10 protein-coding genes are annotated in these 15,021 nt (G+C 39.3%); 5 read left to right on the top strand and 5 right to left on the bottom strand.

Going from position 1 to position 15,021, the window contains the following annotated elements; all coding sequences use genetic code 11:
• Window positions 1–64: 64 nt before the first annotated feature.
• Complete coding sequence (locus tag G626_RS0102960) at window positions 65–1,384, bottom strand: ABC transporter substrate-binding protein (protein ID WP_022931306.1); 1,320 nt, start codon at window positions 1,382–1,384, stop codon at window positions 65–67.
• Between the two features lie 198 nt (window positions 1,385–1,582).
• Here G626_RS0102960 and G626_RS15185 point away from each other — a divergent pair, with 198 nt between their 5' ends.
• From G626_RS15185 to G626_RS0102940, 4 genes are read left to right on the top strand one after another with little or no spacing between them, the layout of a single operon-like run.
• Window positions 1,583–3,115, top strand: a complete 1,533-nt coding sequence (locus G626_RS15185) for a beta-N-acetylhexosaminidase (RefSeq protein WP_022931305.1) — start codon at window positions 1,583–1,585, stop codon at window positions 3,113–3,115.
• Between the two features lie 8 nt (window positions 3,116–3,123).
• On the top strand, window positions 3,124–4,323 hold the full coding sequence (gene nagA / locus G626_RS0102950) for an N-acetylglucosamine-6-phosphate deacetylase (RefSeq protein ID WP_022931304.1): 1,200 nt from the start codon (window positions 3,124–3,126) through the stop codon (window positions 4,321–4,323).
• Window positions 4,301–5,122, top strand: a complete 822-nt coding sequence (gene nagB, locus G626_RS0102945; RefSeq protein WP_022931303.1) for a glucosamine-6-phosphate deaminase — start codon at window positions 4,301–4,303, stop codon at window positions 5,120–5,122. The genes nagA and nagB overlap by 23 nt, the downstream gene beginning before the upstream one ends.
• 16 nt (window positions 5,123–5,138) lie before the next feature.
• Window positions 5,139–6,365, top strand: coding sequence for a hexokinase family protein (locus G626_RS0102940; protein ID WP_022931302.1), 1,227 nt, complete (start codon window positions 5,139–5,141; stop codon window positions 6,363–6,365).
• 31 nt (window positions 6,366–6,396) lie between these two features.
• Here G626_RS0102940 and G626_RS0102935 read toward each other — a convergent pair whose 3' ends face one another.
• The 4 genes from G626_RS0102935 to G626_RS0102915 all read right to left on the bottom strand — a co-directional run bounded on the left by G626_RS0102935 (window position 6,397) and on the right by G626_RS0102915 (window position 12,412).
• Complete coding sequence (locus tag G626_RS0102935; RefSeq protein WP_022931301.1) at window positions 6,397–8,823, bottom strand: GH36-type glycosyl hydrolase domain-containing protein; 2,427 nt, start codon at window positions 8,821–8,823, stop codon at window positions 6,397–6,399.
• A 303-nt stretch (window positions 8,824–9,126) separates the two neighbouring features.
• Complete coding sequence (locus tag G626_RS0102925; protein WP_022931299.1) at window positions 9,127–9,969, bottom strand: carbohydrate ABC transporter permease; 843 nt, start codon at window positions 9,967–9,969, stop codon at window positions 9,127–9,129.
• The gene (locus G626_RS0102920; RefSeq protein WP_022931298.1) at window positions 9,962–10,960 is read right to left on the bottom strand and encodes a carbohydrate ABC transporter permease; all 999 of its coding nucleotides are present in this window, start codon (window positions 10,958–10,960) and stop codon (window positions 9,962–9,964) included. Before G626_RS0102920 ends, G626_RS0102925 begins: the two co-directional genes overlap by 8 nt.
• Before the next feature lie 123 nt (window positions 10,961–11,083).
• On the bottom strand, window positions 11,084–12,412 hold the full coding sequence (locus tag G626_RS0102915) for an ABC transporter substrate-binding protein (protein WP_022931297.1): 1,329 nt from the start codon (window positions 12,410–12,412) through the stop codon (window positions 11,084–11,086).
• 338 nt (window positions 12,413–12,750) lie between these two features.
• Between G626_RS0102915 and G626_RS0102910 the strand changes: the two genes are divergently transcribed.
• The gene (locus tag G626_RS0102910) at window positions 12,751–14,994 is read left to right on the top strand and encodes a GGDEF domain-containing protein (RefSeq protein WP_022931296.1); all 2,244 of its coding nucleotides are present in this window, start codon (window positions 12,751–12,753) and stop codon (window positions 14,992–14,994) included.
• The last annotated feature ends 27 nt before the right edge of the window (window positions 14,995–15,021 follow it).

The following is a 15,021-nucleotide window of genomic DNA, read 5'->3' as shown; positions in this document are numbered from 1 at the left end:
TTTTTAACCTCATAAAAAAGGCTTCCGAGGAAAGGATAACCGGAAGCCTTTATATTAGTTTTTATTATTTACTTGCATCCCAGGCAGCCTGTACATCTTTACAAACCTGTTCAGGAGTAATCTTTCCAAGACCAAGAGCCTGAAGGTCAGCATTGAGTACAGAAGGAACATCGCCTTCAAATACACTGTCGAATACTGGAGTTGAAATTGTCTGAGCTGTGTAGAATGCTGCTCTCTTCTGTGAGAGTGGTTCAATATTGTCATATTTGATTCCACTGTTCAAAGATGGGAATGAAGCACCTGTATCAAGTCTTCTCTGCTGTACATAAGGTCCAGAAAGCCACTTAATAAGTTCCCATGCAGCCTTTTCTTCTTTTGAACCCTTCTTAAGCTTTGAGCTCATACCGTAACCAACACCAAGTGTTGAAGAGTTTGAACCGTGAATCTTTTCACCTGGAATTGCAGGGAAGTTGATGAGTTCAATGTTCTTTTTCTGATCTGCTGGAGAAATAAGAGCCTTTCCTGTAGAAGAATCTGTAAGGAAAGCTCCTACACGCCAGTCACCATCAATAAGATAAGCACCCTTCTTTGAAGCAAACTGACCTACTACATCGCCGTAAGAAGTAGCAAGAGTTTTCTGTGAAAGAACACCGTCATCATAAAGAGTCTTAATAAACTTAACTGCATCAAGGAAAGCCTTGTCTGTAAACTTAGCCTTTCCAGCCTTAATCTTATCTGCCCAGTCAGCACCACCAAAACGTCCTGCTACTGCAGAGAAGAGACAAGACTGCATTACCCAGTCGTCCATATTAGCCATAAGAATTGTTTCATATCCTTTAGCCTTAAGAACCGGTACCTGAGCCTTAAGTTCATCATAAGTCTTAGGAATAGAAAGTCCACATTCTTCAAGAACAGCCTTGTTTACATAAAGCATGTGACTTACAGTAAGTCCAAATGGAATTTCTGCTACATAACCGGAAGCCTGAGCTGCAGGATCAACACAAGCCTTGCTGTAGTCGTTGTAAATTCCATCTTTCTTCATAAATGGAGTAAGATCTTTTGCAAGTTTTTTTTCGTGAATAGCAGAAGAACGTCCAGCTGGCCACATGTAGAATACATCCGGCATTTTTCCCGAAGCTGCATAAGCTGCAGTCTTCTGATGGAAAGGTTCGTTGAAAAGCACCTCACGTTCAATCTTAATATCAGGGTGTGCTGCTTCAAATGCTTCCCAAATCAGCTTGTTGTCTTCAAATGAGTTAGGAGCTGTTGCGTCCTGATAATCCAAAACAGTAATTACTGTCTGCTTTGATTTTTTGTCACCCAGCGCATAAACAGAGCCGAGTACTGCTGCCGCTACCATTACGGCTGCTACCATTTTTTTCATAGGTTCCTCCAATTTGCTGTACTTTTGTACAACCTTTGTACTTACTTAGATAGTAAACCCGGATAATTAGACTTGTCAATTAAATTTTTCGTTAATTTTAGGGAATTTTACTTATTCTGGACAGATTTTTATGAATTTTTACAAAATTGTTTGTTTTTTCTCTGTACTTACTTCAAAAGTTGATTTATAATTCAAGCCATGAACGATACACTGACAATAATTCCAAAGCCCTTTTACATTCAAAAAGGCAGTAAAATATTCAAATATTCTTCTAAAACAGTTTCTCTATCTATAAATGGAGAAAGAATAGAAGATATTCTCAAAAAAACACAGACAGCCTTTACCCTTGCAGGCATTCAAAGCTCGGAAAATGGCATTCCGGTTTTAATTACACTTCTTTCTGAAAAGACAGCTGCAGACCAGGAATCTTATATACTTTCTATTGATGAAGAAGGAATCCAGATACAGACCTGCTCTGCAAGCGGTGCTTTTTATGCCTGTATAAGTGCAGCACAAGTCATAAATGGAAGTGATGGAGAATTACCGGAACTTACTATAAAAGATCAGCCGAAACATATATGGCGAGGTTTCCTTCTCGACACCTGCCGCTCTTTCTATTCAACTGCTTTTATAAAAAAGATGCTCGATGCCTGTGCCCTTCACAAACTCAATATTTTCCACTGGCATTTAACAGATGATCAGGGCTGGCGCTTTGAAGTTCCAGGTTATCCAAAACTTACAGAAACAGGCTCTGTTCGCTCAGACCTGACCATGCCGCCTTCAGAAGAAGGTTTTTATGATGAAGGAAAAAATATACGCAGATGGTATACTGATGAAGAAATAAAAGAAATCATCTCTTATGCTCAGGATCGATGTATAGAAATTATTCCTGAAGTAGAATTTCCGGGACACTCCTCTGCCCTTCTTGCAGCTTACCCTCAATACGGCTGTACCGGCGGACCTTACAAAGTAGAAAACCGATGGGGTATTTTCCCTGACGTTCTCTGCCTTGGTAACGATGAGATTTTTACAATATATGAAGCAGCCCTCAAAAAAATAGTTCAACTTTTTCCGGGTAAATATATTCACATCGGTGGAGACGAATGTCCGCACGAAAGATGGGATGTCTGTCCTAAATGTCAGGCCCGCATGAAAAAAGAAGGACTTGACTCTGCAGCACAACTCCAGGCCTGGGGAACTACAAAGATTGCTTCTATGGTAGCAGGACTTGGAAAAATTCCTATCGGCTGGGATGAAGTTCTCGATAACAACAAACACAATGCTCTTCCTGCTAACGTAGTTGTACAGAGCTGGCGGGGTACAGAAGGCGGAATAAAAGCAGCCTCTATGAATCACAAGGTAATTATGTCTCCCTGCGACCGTTTTTATCTGAACTTAAAGAATAAAGAATCTTTTGAAGAACCCGGCCGCTTAGGAGTAACTACAACAAAAAAGACCTACACCTTCTCTCCTGCTGGTAAAGAACTTAAACTTGAAAAAGCTGAGCAACGGGACCTGATTCTTGGCGGAGAATGTGCTTTATGGACAGAGAAACTCCCATTCTCCCGAAATGCAGAATACCTTCTTTTCCCACGCTTTTGCGCTGCCGCAGAAAGTCTCTGGCTGCCGGAAGAAAAAAAAGACTTTGAAGATTTCAAGCAGCGTCTTGAATATCATAAAAAACTATTGCACTCGCTCGATTATCTTTATTACGAGGGAATACTCGAATAGGAGGCTTTATGACAATATGTATTCATAATGGAATTGTTCTTACAGGTCTCACAAGCAACGACCAGCGCTCTGCGGTCCTTATAGAAGATTCCAAAGTCAAAGATACCTTCAGCGAAGAACGTTTTGAAAAAATGAACTTTGGACCAGAAGTACGTCTGATTGATGCAAAGGGAAACTATATTATGCCTGGATTGATTGATACTCACATCCATGGCTTTAAGGGACACGGAACAGATATCTGTACCACAGAAGGAATCCTTCAGATGTCTAAAGACCTTGCCCAGTATGGAGTAACAGCCTTTAATCCCACAATGTACCCTTCTTCTACAGAAGAGATGAAAAAAACTATTCAATCCATTGTTGCCGCCATGGGTCACGAAGAAGGAGCCAAAATCATGGGAATCCATCTGGAAGGCCCTTTTATCTCTCCTGAAAAACTTGGAGTACAGAGACCTGAAACCGTAAAACTTCCTGATATAAAATTATTCGATGAACTCTGGGAAGCTTCTGAAGGTCACATTGTAAATATGACAGTTGCTCCTGAGCTTAAGGGAATGAGAGAACTTGCCCTGCATTGCGTTGAAAAAGGCGTTATCTTACAAGCCGGTCACACAAATGCAGAATATGAAAATATAGTAGAGGGCATTCAGGTTGGTATTCTTCATTCTACCCATTTCTTTAATGCCATGAGTCAGCTTCATCACAGAAACCCGGGAACAGTCGGTGCAATTCTTATACATCCTGAAATGTCATGTGAAATAATTGCAGATGGCGTTCATGTACATCCCGATTTATTTAAGCTTCTTTCCCGCGATAAAAACAGAGCTCAGATAGTTCTTGTAACAGATGCACTCACTCCGACAGAACAAAAAGGTGAACATCTTTTTGCAAACGGCGAAGAAGTTATATTCAAAGACGGATGTTTTCATAGAAAGGCCGATGATGTAATTGCAGGTTCATCTCTTACAATGAAAAAGGCTATTAAAAACATAGTCCAGTATGGCTACCCTCTTTCAGACGCCGTAAAGTTTGCCTGTGTAAATCCTGCCCGTATAATGAAATATACTCACAAAGGAATAATCAGCCCAACCTATGACAGCGACATTATCGTAATGGATAAACTTTTCAGTATAAAGCTTGTAATGGTCGAAGGAAAAATCGTAAAGAATAAACTGGAGGAAAACAATGAGACTGATAATAAAAAATAATTACAAAGACTGCGCAAAGTGGACTGCAGATTACATTGCAGGCAAAATTGCAAGTGCAGCACCATCAAAAGAAAAACCTTTTGTACTGGGGCTTCCAACCGGCAGTACTCCACTTGGAGTTTACCAGCGTCTGATTGAATTAAACCAGAAAAAACTTATTTCTTTTGAAAACGTAATCACCTTTAACATGGACGAATACTACGGCTTAGATGACAAAAATCCTCAAAGCTATCACTATTTTATGTGGGAAAACTTCTTCAGCAAGATTGATATAAAAAAAGAAAATGTTCACATTCTGGATGGAACAGCCTCAGACCCGCAGAAAGAATGCGAGCATTATGAAGAAATGATAAAGCAGGCCGGTGGTATTGATTTATTTCTGGGTGGCTGCGGTTGCGACGGACACATTGCCTTTAATGAACCAGGCTCTTCCCTAACCTCCCGCACAAGAATGAAAACCCTTACAGAAGATACAATTGCCGCGAATGCCCGCTTTTTTGACGGTGACACAACAAAGGTTCCAAAGACTGCCCTTACAGTTGGAATCGGCACAATAACCGATGCCCGCGAAGTATTAATTATGATGTCAGGTCTTTCTAAGGCAGATGCTCTGCAGCACGCCGTAGAAGAATCTGTTTCTCAGATGTGGCCGGTTACAATTCTGCAGATGCATAAAAGTGCCATCCTGATTGCAGATGATGCTGCCACCGATAAACTCAGAGTCGGTACTGTAAAATATTTCAGCGGAATTGAAGCAAAAATTATAGATTCTTATGAAAGAATATTTGCTGATAAATAAAAGGAAAAAAAGTTAAATGAAAATTCAAAATAAGGTTCTTGATTTTCTCAGCAGTCACAATTTTTCAAGTACTGTTGCCGATAATCTTCACAATAAAATTCTTGCTGACATGGAAAGAGGATTAAAAGCAGGCGGCTCTGATCAGGCAATGATTAAAGCCGGCAGTGCCCTTGTGGATGAAATTGCAGAAGGCGAAAATGCCATTGTAATTGATGCAGGGGGAACAAACTTCCGTTCCTGTCTGGTGACAAAGACTGCCGAAGGACTTGAGATTTCAGATTTTCAGAAAACCTTAATGCCTGCCATAGACCGCGAATTAAACAGGCAGGAATTTTATAAAGCTATAGCTGATAATATTTCCCGCCTGAAAGACCGTTCAAGTAAAATCAGTTTTTGTTTCAGCTATGCTATGGCAATAACAGAAGACGGTGATGGAAAAATCATCCGTTTTTCAAAAGAAGTAAAAGCCCCGGAAGCAGTTGGCACTTATCTTGGTAAAGAGCTGTTACAGGAATTAAAAATTCAGGGCTGGACAAAAATCAAAAAAATAAATGTATTAAACGATACTACTGCCCTTTTACTTTCTACTTCCTCTCTTAATTGCAAAAGCCGCATTGCCTTTATTCTTGGCACAGGCATGAACAGCGCTTTTGTCTACAAAAAGAGAATAATTGTAACTGAATGCGGTATGTTTTCAAACCTGCTCCAAAGTGATTTTGACAAAACAATATGCAGTAAGACAAGTCAGCCGGATCAGTCTCTTTTAGAAAAAATGTCTTCCGGTGCATATCTTGGAGATCTTGCTTACGAAATAATTTCACAGGCCTGTAAAGAAAAGTTATTTTCATCAGCTTTTATAAATGGCTTTAATAAATTTACTCATTTATCTACTGCAGACTTTGACGGCATTTATAACAGTGAAAAAGAGACCAGACTTTCTGCTCTTATTCTTAATGGAAGTTCAGAAGATGCTGATTTCCTTAGAGAAATTATTTCTGCAATCATAGAACGTTCTGCATATCTTACTGCAGAAGCTATTTATGCAGCCATTCTTATGGCAGATGAAGAAAGTGAAGAATTTCCGGTATGCATAGCCTGCAACGGAAGCACCTTCTGGAAAACACCAATGTTAAAAGAAAAAGCAGAAAACAGATTAAAAAAACTGTTTTCTGCTCCTTTTGAAATGTTACAAATTGACGACGACATAACTAAAGGCAGTTTTGCCGCCGCCTTTATCCAATAGTGTCATTGCCCGGCTTGACCGGGCAATCTTTTTATACACGCTCAACAGGGAAAGTCTTAGCATCCTTACCCATGTAAGCAACAATCTTACTTCCGTCATGGAGCTGGCTTACAGGAATAACAGCTGCATCAAGACGCTTACCGTCTACTTCGAGGTATTCAATACCCTTGCATACATGCTGAGGATTCTTTACTTCGATGTGGAGGTTCATCTTTCTCCAGCGGCGCTCTACCGTGTAGCCGTCCCAGTCGTGCTTAATACATGGATCAATCAAAAGGCCGTCGTACTGTGGTTTAATACCAAGCATATACTGAGTAATAGCATAGTAAGACCAGGTTCCGGCACCAGAAAGCCAAGAAGTACGAGTGTTTCCAGGGCGCTTACTGAAGGTAGAATAAGTTGTCTGACCAACTACATAAGGCTCACTCTGGCGGATTTCTGCCTTGTCATTATAAGCAGCAGGAATAGATGCCTTACAGTACTCGTAAGCACGGTCACCGTTTCCAAGCATAGTTTCTGCAATAACACCCCAACCCTGAGTATGGTTGAAGATACCTGCATTTTCCTTAATACCAGGAAGGAATACTACAGAAGACATGATGTCTGAGCGAGTCTTAACAAATGGAGGCGCACAGAGCATTAGTCCGTAAGGAGTTGCAAGCTTTTCCTTTACAGATTCCATACAAATGCGAGCCTGCTCTGCTGTTGCAGCGCTAGACATAACAGCCCAAACCTGAGTATTAAAGTAAATCTGTCCTTCTTCAATAGACTTGGTTCCGTAAACAGTTCCATCCTCGCCTACAGCCCAGATAAACCACTTGCCGTCCCAGCACTTCTTCTGAATATTAGCATCAAGAGCATCGCGCTCCTTCAAAGCCCATGCAGCTTCGTCTTTCTTTCCAAGTCTTTCGCTTATGTCAGCATAAGTTGTAAGACCAAGGCGCAGCTGGAAAGCTACGAAGAGAGATTCTCCGTGGTAGCCGAGTTTAAGACAGTCATTCCAGTCTGCGAGAAGTCCGCAAGGAAGTCCGTCTGCACCCATACGCTCCAGATTGAATTCAAGGGCACGCTTAAGGTGTCCGTAAACAGTAGCCTCTCCGCCATCTGCATAAGGAACTACTTTATTATAGAAATCAAAATTACCAGATTCTGCTACATAGCAAGGCACTGCATTGAAGAACCATTCACAGTCATCAGAACGGAACTCTTCCGGCTTTGGAGCCTTTTCGTGGCCGGCATTAAAGTCCTTAGAAATTACAGGAATTGCACCACCATTCTGGCACTGACCACTAATCATACGTACAAGACGCTCTTCTGCTTCTTCCGGAATAGCAGCAGAAACACCAAGAATATCCTGTACAGAGTCGCGGTAACCAAGACCATCGCGTTCTCCGTTGTAAACAAGGCTGGCAGCTCGTGACCAGGCAAATGTAATCAAACAGTTATAAAGTCCCCATACATTTACAGTATGATTAATATCCTCATCAGGAGTAATAGCCTTATAAGAACCGAGCTTTGCATGCCATGCATTTACAAGCTTTTCAAATTCTTCGTCTGCACGCTTAAAGTTACCAAACTCATTTACAATTTTCTGTCCAACAGCAAGAGCATCATCAATACCAAGCATAAGCATGATTTCTTTTGTCTCGCCAGGATTAAGCTCGAGGTCTCCCTGTACAGTACCACAAGAGTTATCACCAAAAGCTTCGCTGTTTGTACAAGCGCCGTCTACGACAGCCTTAGGGTGTTCATAAGAACCGTAAGTTCCGATAAAGGCTTCGCGGCTTGTGTCAAAACCGGTCATAGGAGTACCAATAAGGGCAACCCACTCGCTCATATAAGCACCGCCAACCTCATATTCAGGGTGCTGAATGTAAAGATTATCCTGAATAGAATAACGAAGCAGATTATCCCCTACTTTTTCTCCCTTTACAATAAAGAGAGAATACTGAAGGTTTACCTGATCCTGAGTTGTATTCCACTGGTTAGTAAATTCACAATAAGAGAATACACGGATTTTGCGTTTTTTATCTGATGTATTTGTTACCTTAAGGCGCCAGTACTCAAAGTTCTGTCCGAGAGGAACATAGTATTTTGTTTCGCTCTTAATTCCCTTGTACTCAGAAGTGATTGTTGTATATGCAGTACCATGGCGGCATTCACTCTTATACTGATCAAGAGGCTTACCTACTGGCTGCCATGAAGCAGACCAGAAATCTCCGTCTTCCTGATCGCGGAGGTAAAAATAACGGCCCGGCTGATCCATTGGAATAGAATTGAAACGCAGACGCATAAAACGTCCCTGAGCTCCGGATTTATAAAAGCCATAACCGCCGGCATTATTTGTAATTACAGCACCGTAGACTGTAGAACCAAGATAGTTACTCCAGCTAGTTGGAGTATCAGGGCGGGTAATTACATATTCCGCCTTATCATCATCAAAATAACCGTATTTCATAGCGGGTTTAACCTCCTTAAAAACCCGATAAACGGACATGTCAAGGCTTTAAGCGTAGCGTGCCTTGACGTGGACGTATATCACCGTAATTATAATTACGAAAACGTTTTCTTTAATATTACAACTTTAACCCATGATTTGTCAAAAGTCCATAAAGGATTTACTCTATATTAAAAAAAAGGCTGCAGTCCTTTGTGAACCGCAGCCGACAAACGTCATTGCCCGGCTTGACCGGGCAATCTATAAAAAAAAAGCTGCGGCACATTTCTGTATCGCAGCCCTTTTTGAATTTCTATTAAAAATTTAACCCTTTACAGAACCCATTGCAACACCCGCTACAATGTACTTAGAAAGGAACAAGTACACTACAATAAGTGGAAGTGCAGTAAGTGTAAGTCCAAGGTATACGCTACCATATTCTGTACGGTAAATATCACCACGAAGGAGAGATACCATGATTGGCAGTGTAAACTTATCCTGTTTAGTAAGAAGGATAAGAGGCTTAAACAAATCATTCCAGCTTGTTACGAAACTGAAAATTGCCTGTGTAGCAATAGCAGGTTTCATAATAGGAAGAACAATTACATTGAAGGTAAAGAACTCTTTTGCACCATCAATACGAGCAGATTCTACCAGTGATGGAGAAACAGAAGGCTTCATATACTGACGCATAAAGAATACCAGAGAAGGAGATGCAATAGCAGGAAGAATCAACATGAGGAAACTGTTTGTCATATGAATCTTATATACCATCTGGTAGAAACCAATGATTGTAATTGTTGCAGGAATCATCATGATTGCCATAATAAAGCTGAAGAATGCGTTCTTAAGTTTCCAGTCGTACATTACAAGTGCATAAGCAGTAAGTGTAGAGAAGTACAAGGTAATACCTGTAATACCACAAGAAACAATTAATGAGTTCAAGAATCCTTTTGCAGGATTAAAACTCTTTGAAGTAAGAATTCTCCAGTTGTTTAACAGGAATTTTGATGGAACAAATGAAACTGCATGCTGCTGAATTTCGAAAGTAGAACGAGTTGAGTTTACGAACATGATTATAAAAGGCATAATACTCAGAAACGAAAGTATTACACATACAATCATAATAAGGATTTTATAAATCTGAACATTAGACTTGTTACTCATTTTTAACTCCTTTTGCTTCATTTTTCATAGCAAGCTTACGAGCTTTCATTTCCTGCTTCTTAAGTTTCTTTAATCTTACCTCTTCTTTATCTCTCATAGAGAAGAAGAGAGCTGCAGAACATACTACGATAATAAGGAACATGATCATAGAAAGTGCAGAAGCTCTGTTATACATATAACCTCCCTTGAAGGCCATTGTATAAATAAGAACGCTTGTAGTTAATGTTGCATTATCAGGACCAGAATCACGTACAAAGAGGTTTGGAATATCGAACATATTCAAACCACCAATAAGTGATGTTACAAGAGTGAACAAAAGAATAGTCTGGATACTTGGAATAGTAATCTTCCAGAATACCTGCCATCCATTTGCACCATCGATATCAGCGGCTTCGAAAATTTCTGGGTTAATACCAAGTACACCAGAAATAATGATAATCATTGTATATCCATACCACATCCAGGTCTGGATAAACATTACGATTCCCTGTGCTACACTCTTATTTTGAAGGAAGAAGTATGGCTTATCAATGATATGGAAACGTGTAAGAACATCATTTACAGGTCCCATTGGATAACCAAAAAGAGCACCAAACAAAATAGCAACTGTAGCAGCTGTAATAATGTTAGGCATATAGAAAAGTACTTTAAATGCTCCCTCTCCAGGTACTTTAACACGACGGTTAGTAAACCAGGCAGAAAGCAAAAGTGCCAGAATCATCTGTGGAATAAAGTTGCAAACCCACAATTTTATAGTATTTTTCAATGCTACATGGAAGGTTGGCAAAGTAAGAATTGTTTTATAATTGTCAAAGAAGTTAGTTATCTTCAGAAAATGCCATGAAGTTTTACCTACACCTCTTAAATCTGTAAAACCGATAATTGCAGTATATAAAGTTGGATATAAACTGAAAATTAAGTACGCAAGTACAAAAGGAATACTGAATATGTAGCCATATTTAGCATAACTAATTTTTCCTTTTTTTTTCATTGTCGGACACCTCAAAAAGATTAGTTTTTTATAGAAACTCAAAAAACTTTTTTAATAATTTAAATTTACAAATTAGGGCTGCCTTTCGACAGCCCTAATTATATTAAGCGTATGGTTTAATTATTACTCTACACCAAGCTTATCAGCAACGTTCTGCTTGAAGTCTTTGATAGCAGCGTCGCGGCTCTTCTGTCCGTTTGCATAAGCACGAACCTGTTCACGCCAGAGTGAGTTGATTGTTTCATCATACTGTGTGAGGTTCTTACCATTTGCGTACTTGTTAGCAGGTACGAAGTAATCGAACATGTTCTGTCCGCCGAGGAACTCGAGTTCACCGTTAGACTTAGCCATTACAACTCCAGAAGAAACTGTATCTTTTGTTCCACCTTCTCCATTGAGTGTACCGTTAGCCCACTTGTAAAGGAGACCATCGTTAGAGTAGTCAAGTGTAATCCATTCGATGAGTGTCTTTACAGCGTTCTTCTTAGCAGCTGGCATGTTCTTGTTAGCAAGTACCCATGTACCACCCCAGAAGAATCCGATTGGTGAGTTACAAACTGCCCACTTACCATATGTATCACCTGAGTTACCAGCCAATACGTAGTTGATGAGCCAAGCTGGTCCGAAGAATCCGAAACAAGGTTTTGCACCTGCATCCTTCATATCTGCGAACCAAGCATCTGTCCAGTCCTGAGTCTGGTTAGACCAGCCATTGTCTGTAAGAGCCTTAGATGCATCGATGAAAGCTTCACGTTTTGGATCGATGTAGAGTTTTCCATCTACAATCCAACCCTTGTCTGAAGAGTTTTCATAAGCGTGCCAGATATCACCGTCACCAGATACGATTGCTACACCTGCAGCAGCAAGCTTAGCAGCAGCATCATTGAACTTAGCCCAGCTGTTTGAACCACCACCAATGATGTCATTTACAGCTTTTGGATCGTCTGTTCCGAATACTTTCTTTGCAAGGTCACGACGATAGATGAAACATCCACCAGTTGTCTGATAACCAAGAGCGTCTACCTGACCACTTGTGTTAGATCCGATATCTACTGTATAAGGAGCAATTTCTGCAGCCTTGATAGCGTTGTCGATATCGATTCCGAGATCTTTGTAAGGCATTGCATACTGCTGCATGTCACCCTGTGAATACTTAAGGATGAAAGCTGCTTCAGCTGCATACATATCAGGAGCATCTGCACCACCTGCCATAAGAGCCTGGTCGAGAGCTGGCTGATAAGCACCTTCTGTAGTAGCGATGATAGTCTTGTTTACAGTAAATCCGCAGTCTGGATGATCAGCGATATACTTTTCAACCATTCCTGGAATCTCGTCTGTAAATGACCAGAGATTAATTGTTACAGGACCTTTTCCTGCACCACCCTTTGAACAACCTGTGAACAAAGCGGCAGCTACTGTGAGAGCACACAATACTGTTAGGATTTTTTTCATTTTCCTTTCCTCTTGTAAAAAGTTTTTTTTATATTAGGTAATAACCCCTAATTAAGTTAATTGTAACTCATATCTTTTTATTTTGCAAAAAAAAAATAGCAAATTTCCGGCAATTTCTATCATATTAAACGTTTAACTATATCATTTCAAATTTCGAAAACGTTTTCACTCCCCTCTACAACGTTTTCTTAAAGTTAAATCAGGTTAATTCTAAACAATTAAGAATAATATAGTCACTTTATTCTATATATATAGAAATTAATTCTTTTGACTTTCCCAAAATGTATGATATTATTTAAAAAGGTGGAAGAAATAAATAATGTTCGGAAAGAAGTTTAGTGAAAAAAAAGAATATCACGCCCGAAAAGGCTAAAGTAATTTCAACCCTCCTCGTTTCAATTGTTTTCATGACAATCGTACTTTCTCTGTCCAGTATATACACAAAAAGAATGCTGAAGGATGCTGAAAATGAATATTTTGACAGTGTTCATACAACACTGGACAGCTATACAAAAATCATCAGTCTTAAATTAGATGATTATATTCACTCCATGCAGGTTTTCTATACAGACAAGATTTTTGACAATCCTGATCCTCAAAAGATATTTCAATTTATAAATGAATATGCTTACACAATGCCGGAAGATTTTTTTGAGTTATATTATGTTTTACCGGATGGCACAATTTATACATCTGATAATTTTTTAACAAAACTTAATCCCGAAAATCATTTAGGACTTAGAGAAGGTAATGATATTGCAGTCAGTGGATTAAGAATTCATCCCAGAACCGGCGACAAAATTTTCTCTATAGAAAAATCTATTTATAAAGATGGAAAAATAGCAGGAGCTCTTGGAGCTTCAATTTTCATAAATAAATTTGTAGAAAGTACCACCGATATAAAAGTTGGTGAAAAAGAGTCCTATATGCTTCTCGATAAAAACGGATATTTCCTGGTTCACCCGAATCCGGAGATTATCGGAAGAGTTTATACGCCAACTGATGAAAGGTATGCAAACACCTCTACACCTAATATGGCAAAAAATCCACCTTCGACATATATTACACAGACAGATACTGGAGAGCTTGCTTACCTGCTCACCGCAAAAATTCCGGAATCAGGATGGACTCTTTCCCTGAAAATTTCCATGTCTGAAATAAATGAAATCTATAAGCCGGAAAAGAAAAACGAAATTGCAATTATCATTGTTTCTATTCTTTTTGTTTTATGTCTTGTTTCTGCAGAAGCAAAACTTCTTGATTTTTTCCAGAAAAAACAGCTGATTGCAACCGTATATGATCCTCTTACAAATCTCTGGACAAGACAGCGTTTTGAAAATGAAGCAAACAAAATGCTTAGAAACAGCCGTTCGAAATTTATGCTTATAGAAGCAGATATCCGCGGCTTTAAGTTTATTAATCAGAATTATGGAGAAGAAGCTGCTGACAACCTTATTCTTTATTATTCAAAAATGCTTACAAAAACGATTTCCGGTTTTCATGCTATAATAGGGCGTGGCTTTGCTGATCGTTTTTATCTGTTTATAAAAATAACTTCTGTTCATAAAGCAATGAATTATTTTAAGCAGGAAATGGAAGTTTTCGCGCAGGAATCTAAATCATACGAAATTCCTTTCTTCCCTAAATTCGGTATTTCATTTCTTATGCCCGATTCTGATATTACAGGTAATAAAATCCAGAGCCTTATAGGACAGGCTTCTTTCGCCAAGAGTACTATAAAAGATAACATGCTTACTCAGTATTCTGTTTATAATTCAAAGCTTCTTGAGAAAATTAATGAAGAACGATTCATAGAAAGTCATATGCAGCAGGCTCTTGATGATAAAGAATTCTTTGTCATGTATCAGCCGAAAATCTCACTTACTGATGATAAGATTGTTGGTGCAGAAGCCCTGGTAAGATGGAACAGTCCTAAACTTGGACTTATGACTCCGGAAAATTTTATTCCTCTTTTTGAAAAAAATGGCTTTATAACAAAACTTGACTATTATGTATACGAAGAAGTATTCCGCTTTATTCAAGCAAGTCTTGCTAAAAATATACCTGTAGTTCCTATTTCAGTGAATATGTCCCGCAACCATAATAAGCCGGACAAGTTCATACATGATTTTATGGAAATCTTCAACAGATTTTCTATTCCTGCAAATCTGATTCAGATTGAGATACTGGAACGTTCTGTAATGGATAACGACAATCTTCAGGATATTACAGCAAAGCTTCACAAAGAAGGTTTTACTGTTGCAATGGATGATTTTGGAAGCGGTGAATCCTCCTTGAATATGCTTACAAAAATTCCTGTAGATGTTTTAAAATTTGACCGGGAATTCTTAAACTCTTCTACCGACGATGAAGGCCGCATAGACAAGAAGTCTGAGAGCTTTATCCGTATTCTGATTGAATTGAGTAAAAATCTTGAAAAGCAGACAGTCTTTGAAGGTGTTGAAACTCAGGCTCAGAGAGACTTTTTGCGTTCAATCAATTGCGACCAGGCACAGGGCTTCTTCTACTCTAAGCCATTAAGTGAACAGGACTTTGTGCAGTTTATAAAATTACACTCGTAATGGTGGTTTCGATACGGCCTTCGGCCT

Origin of the sequence: Treponema bryantii NK4A124 (genome assembly GCF_000421345.1) — a bacterium.
Lineage (GTDB): Bacteria > Spirochaetota > Spirochaetia > Treponematales > Treponemataceae > Treponema_D > Treponema_D bryantii_B.
This window is presented reverse-complemented; position numbering and strand designations above follow the sequence as displayed.

What these genes read in the sequence shown, in the direction of transcription:
- G626_RS0102920 (WP_022931298.1), bottom strand. Translation starts at nt 10,960, where the DNA reads ATGAAAAAAAAAGGAAAAATTAGTTATGCTAAATATGGCTACATATTC.
- G626_RS0102915 (WP_022931297.1), bottom strand. Translation starts at nt 12,412, where the DNA reads ATGAAAAAAATCCTAACAGTATTGTGTGCTCTCACAGTAGCTGCCGCT.
- G626_RS0102925 (WP_022931299.1), bottom strand. Translation starts at nt 9,969, where the DNA reads ATGAGTAACAAGTCTAATGTTCAGATTTATAAAATCCTTATTATGATT.
- nagB (WP_022931303.1), top strand. Translation starts at nt 4,301, where the DNA reads ATGAGACTGATAATAAAAAATAATTACAAAGACTGCGCAAAGTGGACT.
- G626_RS0102960 (WP_022931306.1), bottom strand. Translation starts at nt 1,384, where the DNA reads ATGAAAAAAATGGTAGCAGCCGTAATGGTAGCGGCAGCAGTACTCGGC.
- G626_RS0102935 (WP_022931301.1), bottom strand. Translation starts at nt 8,823, where the DNA reads ATGAAATACGGTTATTTTGATGATGATAAGGCGGAATATGTAATTACC.
- G626_RS0102940 (WP_022931302.1), top strand. Translation starts at nt 5,139, where the DNA reads ATGAAAATTCAAAATAAGGTTCTTGATTTTCTCAGCAGTCACAATTTT.
- G626_RS15185 (WP_022931305.1), top strand. Translation starts at nt 1,583, where the DNA reads ATGAACGATACACTGACAATAATTCCAAAGCCCTTTTACATTCAAAAA.
- nagA (WP_022931304.1), top strand. Translation starts at nt 3,124, where the DNA reads ATGACAATATGTATTCATAATGGAATTGTTCTTACAGGTCTCACAAGC.